Here is an 11,746-nt window from a genome sequence, read left to right on the forward strand (position 1 = left end):
TCGCGTCCGCGGAGGCACCGAGGCGGGATCTCGACAGACGTTGGGAGCAGGGACTTTGCGCACATCCCAGCTCCCAACGTGCTGTCTCAGGTGCGACGGACAGCGAGACCGTCGATCTGGTAAATCTTGCCGGTCACCCTGGTGGTGAGGAGGACCGACCCGGTCAGGAAGGTCGCCGGCACCGGGAGCGGCACCACGGCTTGGTACTCGGTCGTCGCCTTGTAGAGGTTCACCACGCCCACGTACTTGCCGTTGTAGTAGACGTTCAGGCTGCCGCAGGTCACGCATTTCGTTGCGATCAGGAACAGCCGCTTCGCCTGCACACCTTGGGAGACGGAGATGCTCTTCGCCTTGGTGACGGTCGCGGTTCCGAGGTAGTAGGCGGGATGGGCTGCCCGGACCCAGCCCTTGGCCGCGCCCATCCGGCGGTCGTCCGACGGTCGGGAGAAGCACTTGTCGGCGGTCCAGGCCGACAGGTTGCCGGCGATGTCACGCGCCCGGACCGACACGCAGTACTCGTAGCCCGCGGCAACGCCGATCGCCACGGAGCTGGCCGTCGTACCGGACTTGATCGTGGCGTAGGCGCCGAAGTTCGCCGCGGTGGACGCGATCCGCCACCGGACGTCGTACGAGCCGATGCCGCTGTTATCCGTCCCGGAGTAGGTGACCCTCGCGGTGGCCAGCTTCGTCACGTCGAACGTCGGTCCCGTGATCCGGACACTCGGCACGGCGGTGTCGACGGTCAGCCAGCGGACAGCTTCGGTACCGCGTCCGCCGGCCTCGACGGCCCAGACCCGCAGCACGTGCGTGCCGGCCGCGACACCGGCTTTCTGGAACGGCGATGCCGGGCATGGCGCCGTCTTCACACCGTCGAACTCGCAGCTCACGTAGGGATTTGCCAGTCCGGTGGTGTCGAAGGGCACCGACAGATTCGGCCCCACGGCAGCCGCGGTCGGCTTGATTGTGATCCGCGGGCCCTGCCAGACGGCCGACTCGACCAGTTCCCCGGCCGGCGGGTCGAACAGTTGCGCGTTCACGTACGGTCGTCCGTCGTTGACCGGCACCTGCTGGAGGGTGCTTCCGCTCTCTGTTCGACGAGCGACGAGCAAGAGGTTGGATCTCGCCCAACTGATCGACTCTCCACTCGTACCGAACGGGTAAGCCGGTACGGGAGTGCCGCCACCGACCGGGATCACGTTCACCGAGGTGTTCTTGAAGTAGGCGATCCACAGACCGTTCGGTGACGCGACCGGGTGCTGCGCCAACTCGGTACCGGCGTAGGTGGTCAGGACCACACCGCCGGCCTTTGCCTGGACGCGTTGCAGCTTCCCTGTCACCTGGTCCTTGACGATCAGCGCCTGGTTGTCGGGCAGCCAGGACGGCGCGGCCAGGTTGCAGCCGACCCGGATCGGTGCGCCGCCGGTCGCACCGATGACCTCGACACAGGAGGTACCGTCCTGTTCCCGTTCGAAGGCGATCCGGGTGCCGTCCGGGGACCAGGACTTCGCCGTGATCCCACTCGACCCGTCGAGGATCTTCACCGGCTGGGCGTGCGGGACGACCGCCGAGACCGTCCACAGGCTCGTCTTGGCCTGCGAGAAGACGACCTGCCGCCCGTCGGCCGACGCCGCGATGGCCTTGTCGACCTGCTGCGTCGGGCCAGAGGCGGCGATCGGAATGACGTGGGTTGCCCCCTGGACGGCGATCTGGCCGAGGAACGTGCGGCTGACGCCGCCTGTCGTCACGGTGTGAGCGACGGTGATGGCATCGGTCGGGTCGGCGACAGTGGCACCCGGTACGGTGTCGGCCGGGCCGGGAGTGCTGGACGGTCCCTCACCGTCGGCGTTCACCGCAGCGACGGAGTACGTCGCCTTGGGGAGCCGCTCGGTGTCCTGCCAGGTGAAGGTGGTGACCGCCGTTCGCGGCACGGTGTAGGCGGTCTCGGTCCCGTTCACGGACCGGCGAACGACGAAGCCGGTCACCCCGTCGACGGTCCCTTCGTCCGCCGGAAGGTTCCAGGCCAGGTCGATCCCGGTGAAGGTGCCCTTCACTCGCACCCCGAGCGGCACCGACGGAACCGACGCCGCCTGCTGGGTCGACGTGGTGAAACCGGTGACCGCCGTTGCCGGGACAGCCGCAGTCAGGAAGACGGCCGACAGAGCCATCGGCGTGGCGAAGCGCAGGAACGTGCGCAAAGGGAACCCCCAGAAGTCAGAGCGGCAGAAAGATGGCCGCGCCCCCCTATCGGCTACGGCAGCCGAACGTTACATCGGCAGCTCCGCACCTTTAGGCGACCCGGATGGCGGTCCGAGGCCGCCGGCGCGCGATGCCGTGTGGGCGCCGTCTGAACCGTCTGCACTATCGCCCTGTCGAGCGTCGCCTTCCTGTGCCGGCTCTGCCCGCCATTGACAGACCGTCTGCGATCCCGGCTACAGGGAGTAGTAACGCCTGGTCAGAGAGCCGACGAGGGGACTCGAACCCCTAACCACCGCTTTCTGAGCCCAGGCCTCTCGTTGCCTGCCATCAATCCGCACAAGCACTCATGACCTGGGCTTATGCCTAACCGAGCATGTCGCCGACGCTCAAGAATTCTCACTCTCTGCCGCTGATTCACGTGAGTTAAGACGTGAGTGCCCCCGCGGGTCCGGTGTGCGCCAAGACGCCCTCGAGTAACCGGCGACGACCGGTCGTTCCTCGTCCGTACCTTCCGTGGAGCGAGGGCTCCGGGCTGGCCCGGGCCGCTGCTGTCGGACAAGTTCAAGCTGATCGACAACCTGGACGCCCTCACCGCGACCCTCGACGGTGTCCGCGCTGCCGGCGTACCGATCGACATCCGAGGTTGCGACCTGACCCGACTCCCGCATGTGCGTCCGGATCCAGGCCGAAGAGGTTGCAGCGTTCGCACCCTAGCTGCTGAAGGGCTACCGCTCACGGTTCACCGGCGCCACGGCGCCACCGGCGCCACCGGCGCCGAAAACCCCACCGTGTTCGCCGGGTTCATCATCTCCCGCAGCGAGGTCGGCGCGGAGCGTTCACCATCACTCCCCATCTGGTCGTGCAGGTCTGCGTCAACGGCATGACGATCACCAAGGACGTACAGCGCGCCGTGCACGTCGGCAGCCGGGTGGCCGACGGACTGATCCGGTGGTCCGACGACGCCCGCGAGAAGGAGATCGCCCTCATCCGGGCGCGCACCAAGGATGCACTGGGTTGTCGTTGAAGTTCTCGACGATCTCGTTGGTGACGAGGAGGAAGTCGCGTACTCGCGTCGCGCGAGTGCGCGCAAGCACCCTGTCCCTGGGTAGGGTCTGCTTTCGGCCGGACGAGCGAGTCCGGCGGGGACGAAGGAACACCAGATGATGCGTGCCGGTTTTGCCCTGCTTGCTGTGCCACTGCTGGTCAGCTGCGGCGGCTCCTCCGAGCAGAGTGCGCCGCCACCGACGACGGTCTCGGCGATAACTTCGGTGACTCCCGCACCACGGGCGTCGGCTCCTGCGGCGACACCGTCACGAGCCGTATCGCCGCGGCCGACCGCGCCGACTGCCACGCCACGGCAGGTCGATCTCGCGCGGCTGGTGGTCCGATCCGCCACCTTCACTCGAAGGTCGCCCCGGGACTGGGATCGGCAACGGGTCGGTGCGTTCGACGTGGAGCGGTTCGTCAGCAAGTTGTCCGGGACCCCGCAGGAGGATCGCCAGCTGCTCGCCCGGACCGGATTCGTCCGCGGGTACGTCAGCATCCGCATGTCGTCCGACGACCGACGACTGGCGGTCTATCTGTACCGGTTCCGTTCTCACGAGGGCGCGGTGACGCTCCAGAACCGTTTCTGGGGACAGTACGAGCACGGCGACACGTTCACGGTCCGGGGCATCTCGCGCACCTGGACGGATTCAGGACTGACAAAGAAGTCGTCTCCCACGCGCTTCACGGCAGGTGCGAACGTGAATTTTGTCGTCGGCAACGTCCTCGCCCAAGTAACGGTGACCGAGTCAAGCCAGACCATCGACGGCCTCCGCCCCGACACCCGGCTGGCCGCCGCCATTTCGAACCTCCAGCAGGATCTCCTCAAGGCCGCCGGCTGATCCGTCACCCCAGCGATACCAACGCCAGGCTCCACGCCGATCGTGCGCGGAGCCTGCCGGAACTACCAGATGAGCTTCGAGGGCGGTAGGTGGGAGATGTAGGGGGCAGGCCGGACCGGGCTTCTGCCAGCGCCTCGACGCAACCGTCGATGACCAGGACAGCCTTATCAGTGCACGTTGGGACGGCTCCAACGACAGCGACCGGGTCGGGCCGCTGGGCGGGCGGGGGTGCCGGAAGCTTGCGCGACGGCGGGGACGACGTCCGGGCAGCCTTCGAAGCCGAAAATTAGGTAGCTGTGCTGGGAAGCCCGTGGCGGTCTGGCAGCTCTTGATAAGCCAGTCCACCCACACCGTTGTGTAGCCGGAGGACTTCGGCAGTTCGATGTACAAGCAGTACTGTCCGTTCGGGATGTGGGTCGTTCGAGCCTGCCAGCGGGCGGATGCCTTTGAGCCTCCCGGCGTCGAGGAAGTGCCGATTGTTGAACTTGTAGGGGATGGCAGCGGCCACCCGGCGCTGGGCCTCCCCAGCGCCCAGCAACCCGTAGCCGACGACAGACCGCTTCTGTTCACGAATCACCGTTTGGCCGCGCTTACCCATCTGTGCCCTGCTCAGGGCCCGAGTCCGGGCCGGGGGCATCGGCCGAGTCCGGATCCGGACCGGGCGTTGCAGGTGCTCGGCGCCGAGTCGTCCCAGGCCGCAACGAACCAGCCAGCAACCCGGTCAGGATCGACACCGAGCAGCTGCAGGTCAGCGTCGGCAACCGAACTCGCTGACCAGGCGGTCGAGCCCGGCGGCGTACGCGCGGCGGGTTTTCGGCACGGTGATCGTGCCGAGGAAAGTGGCGGCCGCGACATCCAACCGCACCCCGCTCCCCCGGCCCGGCAACGCCTGCGCGACTCCCATCCGCCACCCTCTACCACTAACGAAGATAACTTCCCGAGTCGCACCCGATCCGGCGTACGCCGGCCGAGCGGAAGCGTCGTGAGGCGGGTGAACCTCTTCAACGACGTGCGTGTCACGGCACGGCAGGTGTTCACTGATCCCGGTCTGAAGGATGGTGAGCACACCTTGCACATCGTGAAGATCTCGGGTGAGGCGCTGCGAACGACACGATCCGGTACACGATCGCGAGACAGCCCTGACACCAGGGTGCTGGGGCTTTGCCCTGATCCACAGGTGACTTCGGTGGACTGATGGTGGCGCGACGCGATGCCCGTGCGGGCTGGGAGATCGGGACCTGTCGACGGTTCCAGCTCACCCAGCGCGAAACGCATCCGTCGCGCTGAACCGAGCCGACGTATACGACGCTATGGGCTCGCGGGTCGGCCGCGACAGCATCGAGGCCATGCGCCGGGCGGCCGCGCGCCGGGCCGGCGCGCGGCGTACGAAGTGGAAACCGGCTGCCACGCGCCCGACCGCCGGCTGGGCAGCCCTCACCGATGCCGAGCAACGCGTCGCGAACTGATCGCCGCCGGCCACACCAACAAGTCGCCGCCTCGACCCTCGGCATCTCCGACAACATCGTCGGCACCCAGCTCCGCGCCATCTTCGCCAAACTCGACGTCCAGTCCCGAGTCCAGCTCACCAACACCCACCACGCAGCGCACATCCGACCCGACCAGCCCCGAAGCCGCAGGCGATCTCCATGAGACCCGACCGCAAACTTCCTCACCCGTTGACGCGACACCCCGTCGCCGGAGCGATCCGCAGACTGTGATCCGTGGCCGAGACGGCCCGGCTGTGGGACGGTGGCGGAAGAGTTTCCCTGGAAGGACTGCCGATGACTGAGCCGGCCGCGATGGACAGTGTCGCCAAACAGCGGGTCAAGGACGCGCTGATCGCCCACGCCGAAGCCGAGCTTCGGTCGTCGCGCGCGGGCGCCGCGGAACACGAGTCCGCGGCACAGTTGGCCCCTGACGTAGCGGACTCGGTCGGCGATCTGTCCCAGTCCGCTGAGGCCGGTGACCTGAGTGGGCTGCTCAACGATGTCGAGGACCGGCAGAAAACAACCCTGACCCGGATCGAGAATCTCGACTTCGGCGTCAAGACTGCAGTAGCGCACGGAGCGTTCGTCGGCTTTGACGGCGCTCGTTACGTCGTCGGCGTCGTGGCGGCCGCGTTCGAGTGCGACGGCGCGACCTACGAAGGCCTGTCGTCCGATTCGCTGATCTACTCCTCGCTTAAGGGACTCCAACTCGGCGACACCTTCACCTTCGCCGGCCAAGAACACCGCATCGACTTTCTCGCCTGACATCAGCCGACCAAGCGGCGGAGTCCGACGCGGCGAGATCAACCGGCCGCAGGAGCACCGGGCAGCGATCGAAGCGCGGCGGACGATCATCGATGGCCGGCGCGACAAACTCGTGCGCCGGCGTGACGCGGCCGGCTGCCCGACTCGAGCCTGCGCCGGCTCGGGCGCGAGCTGGCCGGGAGGAACGTGCGCTGCTGGAACTGTGATCAGGAGATCAGTACGACACTGGACTCCGCGGTGAGGGCCAGGAATGTCAGCGACTCCTGCAGATAGAGCTCGACCCCGCTCGGCGTCGTGGGACAGATACCCGATCGACAGGTCCTTGCCGAGGTGTCTCGTAATCGCCGCCCCGGGTCGACACCAGCAGGGCACCTTCCAGAGCCGTCGCGCAGATGATCTCGCCGTCGTGCAACAGCGGCCAGATGGTCGCGGATCGGACAGCCGTGGTCGGTGGTCTCCGCGACGGCGGTGTACTGGTCGGCGGGGCACCATTGCGTTGGCGGATCGCCGCGGTCAGTGAAGGGCGTGGGTCGATGAAGCACACTCCTCGTGCGAGGCCGCCCGTGACAGTGCCGTCGGGGTTCACCGGGTTCCGTTTCCCACCTGAAGTGATCCTGTGGCGGTGCGCTGGTGTATCTGCGGCCAGCGCCCACACCCGCGCGCGGGCCGCCGCCCGGGCGACATTGATCGCATTCAGCACCCGCTCGACGTCGCCGGCCAGCGCGTCGATCGTGCGGGACACCGTCGGATCTGAGGCGACCGGGCCGAACACGCCCGGCTCGCCGCGCAGCACCGCGATGTCGGCCAGGCAGTTCCCACCCAACCCGAGCACGATCGCCAGATCGGTGACGATCTTGGCCGGGTCGTGCCGGGCCAACGGCTTGCGCCACACGGCACCAGCGCTCGCGACGCTCCGCGCCCAGGCCACTGACCCGCACCGCCTCAGTGAGCAACAGACCACCGGCCTGCGACACCACCCCCGAACCGGCAGCATCAACCCGAACGCACGGATACAACCCGGTAGTCTTCATCACCTGGAAGGTGCTCCTCGGCTCCGCACGACATGGTCCTAGACAAACCACATCGTCGCTGGTCAGGAGCACCTTTCAGTCTGCCCACGCGAAATCCGCCGCCCTGCTGCCGGCCTCACGCTGCTTCGCACGCAACTCCTCCCTGCGCTTCGCTTGGGCCTCTGCCTGGACTTGAGATGCCTTGTCACTGGTCAGGAGTCCGTGAATCTCTCGGACGAGAGGGGCGACTTCATCCAAGACCGTTATGAGTGTGAGCAGGCTGGCGGGTGAGGGTCGATGGGGCCCTGACCCTGGTTCTTGGACACGCTGAATCCAGCATGTGCTGGGGAAGCGAGATGATTGAGAACTATGGCCCGTAAGAACTACTCCGAGGAGTTTCGTCGGCAGGCCGTCGACTTGTACGAGTCCACTTCGGGGGCGACGTTGCGTGGGATCGCGCCGGATCTCGGGATCGAGCGGGCGACCCTGGCTCGCTGGGTCGAGGTGTATGGCTCGGGCGAGAAGACGACCGGCGACGGCACCATTGTCAGCAGCCCTTCGCGGACCCGCCGGCGTAAGACACCGACGGGTGCCGCGCCGGAGTCGCCGGAGGCGAAGCTCGCCCGGCTCGAGGCCGAGAACGCGCAACTCGGGCGGACAAGACCAAGCTCACGACCGAGCGGGAGATCCTGCGCCAAGCGGCCAAGTATTTCGCCGGGGAGACGAACTGGTGAACCGCTTCCAGTTCGTCGCCGACCACTCCACCACCTCCCGCCCCTGGCTGGAGCGTGAAGCGGCTGTGCGCGCTCGTCGAGATCGAGCGCTCGTCGTACTACGCGTGGCTGAAGGCCGCTCCCGCCCACCAGGAACGGACCGCAGCAGACGCGGCGCTCGCGGAGCGGATCCGCGCCGTCCACGATACCGACAAGACCAGGGTGCTCCACGGATCACCGCCGAACTCAACGACAGTGCCGGTATCGGTCAAGTCTTCGAACCGGACAGAGCGATACCCTGCACGATCTGACGCTGGGCGATGATGAAGACCAGCAGCATCGGCAGCGCTGCCATCGTCGTGGCCGCCATCAGGCTGGTCCAATCGGAGGAGTAGGCGCCCTTGAACTGGTTGACCACGAGCGGAATCGTGAAGTTCTGATCGCTGTTCAGGAAGATCAGCGGATAGAAGAACGAGTTCCACTGCCCGAGGAACACGAAGATACCGAGGGCCACGAGTGGGGTACGCAGCAGCGGCAGAATGATGGTCGTGAAGATCCGGACCCGCCCCGCGCCGTCGATCGCGGCAGCTTCCTCCAGCTCCAGCGGAATGCCGCGGACATACTGGCGGAGGAGGAAGACGCCGAAGGCGTTGAACAACGCGGGCGGGACGATCAGCGCCAGGTGGGTGTCGATCCAGCGGAGCTGCCCCAGGATGACGTAGAGCGGGATCACGGTCAGCTGGAACGGAACCATCATGGTGGCCAGAAAGATGCCGAAGATCACCCTGCGCCCTGGGAAACGGATCCGCGCGAAGGCGTACGCGGCCATCGAGCAGGTGATCAGCGTGAGGATCGTGACCAGGGCGGCGATGTAGGCGCTGTTGAAGTACGCCCGGGCGAAGTCGGCGCCCTGCCATGCGGTGACGAAGTTCTGCGGTTGCCAGACCTTCGGCAGCAGTCTCGGCGGCTGGGCGAAGATCTCGTCCAGCGGTTTCAAGGCCGAGAACAACATCCACAGGAATGGCACGAACATCACCAGCGAGCCCGCGGCCAGAAGCAGGTGCAGCGGAATCCAGGACGGCTTGAACCGACCCCCGCTCAGCCCATGAGAAAGACTCTTTCGACGCGCCGGTTCGATGGCCCGGGCGCTGATCTCGCCTGATGAGGAAGTCATTCGGTGTAATGCACCCATCTCTTCTGAGCAAGAAGCTGGAGGCCGGTCAGGACCAGCAGGATCAGGAACAGGTAAATTGCGATTGCCGCAGCGAACCCGAACTTGAACTCACGGAAGGCGATGTTCACGATGTCGTACACGATCGTGTGGGCGTTCGCCGGCGCTGTGGTGTCGAAGAAGAAGAAGATGTAGTCGAACACCTGGAAGGACCCGATGATCGAGGTGATCGACAGGAACAGGATGGTCGGCGACAGCAGTGGCACGGTGATCTTGCGCAGCTTCTGCCATTCCGAGGCGCCGTCGATGTCCGCGGCCTCCATCAGGGTCGGCGAGATGTTCTGCAGGCCGGCGACGAACATCACGATCATGTAGCCGAGGCCCTGCCAGATCGACACCAGGACGATCGCAGGGATCGCCGTCCCCGGATCCTGCAGCCAGTCAGGTGGGTTGGGCACCCCGAGCGACTTCAGCAGGGCGTTGATAGGACTGATCTCGGGGTTCAGCAGCCAGAGCCAGACGGCGGCCACCGCGACGGTTGACGTGACCTGGGGCGCGAAGAAGAAGATCCGGTAGAGGGGCGTCAATCGACCCGCCTTCTGGATGAAGAACGCGAAGAAGAAGCCGGTGATCATGAGCCCGGGCACCTGTAGGGCCGTGAACCATGCAGTGTTCAGCCAGGACTGCCGCAGCTGGGCGTTCTGCCACACACCGGTGAAGTTCTGCAGTCCGACGAACGTGCGCGAGCCCAAACCGTCCCAGCTCGAGAACGACAGAAAGAGGGCGAAGATCAGGGGACCGAGCATGAAGGCGATCAGGCCGACGAGCTGAGGGGTGAGGAAGGCGTACCCCCACAGCGCTTCGGTCCGCCGTCTGCGCTTCACATCGGGCGCGAGCGGCATGCCTCAGCTCCCGTTGTTGATGAACTTGCAGATCTTGTCGGCCCACACCTTCGCGCTGTCGCCGGCCTTGATCGACTTGTCCATCTCGGTGCCGAGGTTGGCTCCGACCTCCGCCTTGGACGCGATGGCAGGCGGGATGGCATAGCCGTTCTTGGCGACGTCGGTGAACCAGGCGCAGTGCTCGGGCAGCTTGTTCTCCAGCACCACGTCTTCCAGTCCCGCGGTGGCCGGCACCGCGTTGCCTCCGCCGGAGAGCCGGGCCTTTTGACCGTCCTTGTTGACGAACCGGGTGGCGAAGTACATCGCGGCTTCGGGGTCCTTGGCCTTGGCGTTCACCCCCATGGCCGCGGTGTAGACAATCACCGGCGGGACGGTCTTGCCGTCGGCGGAGGCGAACGGTGCGATGTCGTAGCCGAACTTCAGCTTCTTGAGGTTCGGGAGAATCCAGCGTCCCATCTGGCAACTGGCGAGCTGCTGGCCGTAGAACAGGGCGTCGATGCCCTGACCCTTCGGCAGCGACCCACCATAGGTGATGTTGCGATTGGCCATTCCCTCCCAGAGCCACTCGAGGGTCTCCATCGACTTGGCGTCCTCGTTGAAGATCGCCTTGTCGCCGTCGACGACTTTGCCTCCGAAGGCGGTCATCCAGCTGAACATGGGGCCGAAGCCGCCTTCCAGCACCATGCCCCGCTTACCAGTGGCCTTGATCTTGGTCAGGAAGTCGTCGAGGGCGTCCCGGTTCCAGGTACCGGATTCCTGCAGTTGAGCGGGATTCTGGGTGATCCCGGCGGCCGCGGCCATGTCCTTGTTGAACCAGAACACGATCGGGTTGCAGTCGACGACCAGTCCGTAGGTGCCCGGGCTGCCGTCGGCAGGCTTGCACCACTCCATCAGGTTCGGGTACAGGTCGTCGAGCTTGAGCGGCGAGTCCGGCTTCGACGTGAACTCGGTGAAATCGGCGACGTTCTTGGATTGGATGAGCCGTTGCATGCCGGAGTCCTGCACGTAGAAGACGTCCGGACCGCTGTTGCCGGCGAGCTGGGTGAGCAGCTTGGCCCCGTAGTCACCGACGACGACCTGGAAGGTGACCTTGCTCCCGTGCGCGGCCTCGTAGTCCTTCGAGATCTGCCGGAACCGTTCCGCCTCGCCGGGGTTCGCCCATGAGGCCCATGTCAGGCTGCCGCCCTTGCCAGGGGTGCTCGAGGTGCCGCCCCCGCCTCCGCCCGCGCTTCCGCCGGCGCAGGCGGTCAGCAACGCGCTCGAGCCCACTCCGGCGAGGGCCGCACTGGCCAGGAAACCACGACGTGTGATCGGTCGTCCGAAGGGCTTCTCATTGGTCGGCATCAACAGTTCTCCTTCTCTAGGTTCGATTCCCCGTGCTGGCTGTTGTCCTGCTGCCCGGGCGGCCGCCGCCGTCGCGGGTTCGGTTGCCCCGAAGATCCGCGCCGGCGTCGCCGAGCGGGCGAAGTGCCGGAACCCCGGGTCGGCGCCGTCTGGACCCAGCCCAGCGCCTGCTTCCGGGCCCAGCCGAAGGCGTCCTCGACGACCGCGCTGTCGGAGCTCAGAGCCAGCACGGCGACTCCTCGGAGGATCGGATATGAGCGCTAAAACTAGAA

The 11,746-nt window shown here is 66.3% G+C and carries 10 protein-coding genes and 2 pseudogenes; 5 read left to right on the forward strand and 7 right to left on the reverse strand.

The genetic code is table 11. From position 1 onward, the window contains the following. Nucleotides 1-86: 86 nt before the first annotated feature. Nucleotides 87-2,195, reverse strand: a complete 2,109-nt coding sequence (locus EV648_RS16305; protein WP_132291513.1) for a PD40 domain-containing protein — start codon at nucleotides 2,193-2,195, stop codon at nucleotides 87-89. An 881-nt stretch (nucleotides 2,196-3,076) separates the two neighbouring features. Between EV648_RS16305 and EV648_RS42595 the strand changes: the two genes are divergently transcribed. Both EV648_RS42595 and EV648_RS16310 read left to right on the forward strand, forming a co-directional pair. Next, complete coding sequence (locus EV648_RS42595; protein ID WP_158293996.1) at nucleotides 3,077-3,220, forward strand: hypothetical protein; 144 nt, start codon at nucleotides 3,077-3,079, stop codon at nucleotides 3,218-3,220. A 136-nt stretch (nucleotides 3,221-3,356) separates the two neighbouring features. Continuing rightward, entirely contained in the window at nucleotides 3,357-4,082 is a 726-nt protein-coding gene (locus EV648_RS16310; RefSeq protein WP_132291516.1) for a hypothetical protein, read from the forward strand. Nucleotides 4,083-4,830: 748 nt separating this feature from the next. Here EV648_RS16310 and EV648_RS42600 read toward each other — a convergent pair. Beyond that, nucleotides 4,831-4,986 (reverse strand): hypothetical protein, encoded by a 156-nt coding sequence (locus tag EV648_RS42600; RefSeq protein WP_158293997.1) that lies wholly within the window; start codon nucleotides 4,984-4,986, stop codon nucleotides 4,831-4,833. Between the two features lie 406 nt (nucleotides 4,987-5,392). Here EV648_RS42600 and EV648_RS42605 point away from each other — a divergent pair, with 406 nt between their 5' ends. Then, nucleotides 5,393-5,548, forward strand: a complete 156-nt coding sequence (locus tag EV648_RS42605; RefSeq protein WP_158293998.1) for a hypothetical protein — start codon at nucleotides 5,393-5,395, stop codon at nucleotides 5,546-5,548. 315 nt (nucleotides 5,549-5,863) lie between these two features. Beyond that, entirely contained in the window at nucleotides 5,864-6,334 is a 471-nt protein-coding gene (locus tag EV648_RS16315) for a hypothetical protein (protein WP_132291519.1), read from the forward strand. Between the two features lie 622 nt (nucleotides 6,335-6,956). Here the strand turns inward: EV648_RS16315 and EV648_RS16325 are convergent. Further along, nucleotides 6,957-7,365 (reverse strand): annotated as a pseudogene (locus tag EV648_RS16325) (transposase); the annotation flags it as partial. 348 nt (nucleotides 7,366-7,713) lie between these two features. On the opposite strand from EV648_RS16325, the pseudogene EV648_RS16330 reads away from it, so the two are divergent. Next, nucleotides 7,714-8,329 (forward strand): annotated as a pseudogene (locus EV648_RS16330) (transposase); the annotation flags it as partial. Here EV648_RS16330 and EV648_RS16335 read toward each other — a convergent pair. From EV648_RS16335 to EV648_RS16350, 4 genes are read right to left on the reverse strand one after another with little or no spacing between them, the layout of a single operon-like run. Beyond that, a complete protein-coding gene (locus EV648_RS16335; protein ID WP_132291522.1) occupies nucleotides 8,326-9,231 on the reverse strand; it encodes a carbohydrate ABC transporter permease in 906 nt (301 codons plus the stop codon). The pseudogene EV648_RS16330 and the gene EV648_RS16335 overlap by 4 nt on opposite strands. Beyond that, complete coding sequence (locus EV648_RS16340) at nucleotides 9,228-10,130, reverse strand: carbohydrate ABC transporter permease (protein WP_132192503.1); 903 nt, start codon at nucleotides 10,128-10,130, stop codon at nucleotides 9,228-9,230. The genes EV648_RS16335 and EV648_RS16340 overlap by 4 nt, the downstream gene beginning before the upstream one ends. Before the next feature lie 3 nt (nucleotides 10,131-10,133). Beyond that, nucleotides 10,134-11,474 (reverse strand): extracellular solute-binding protein, encoded by a 1,341-nt coding sequence (locus EV648_RS16345; protein ID WP_132291525.1) that lies wholly within the window; start codon nucleotides 11,472-11,474, stop codon nucleotides 10,134-10,136. Beyond that, nucleotides 11,474-11,704, reverse strand: a complete 231-nt coding sequence (locus EV648_RS16350; protein WP_132291528.1) for a hypothetical protein — start codon at nucleotides 11,702-11,704, stop codon at nucleotides 11,474-11,476. Before EV648_RS16350 ends, EV648_RS16345 begins: the two co-directional genes overlap by 1 nt. Nucleotides 11,705-11,746: the final 42 nt, after the last annotated feature.

Origin of the sequence: Kribbella sp. VKM Ac-2568, from assembly GCF_004345365.1 — a bacterium.
GTDB lineage: Bacteria > Actinomycetota > Actinomycetes > Propionibacteriales > Kribbellaceae > Kribbella > Kribbella orskensis.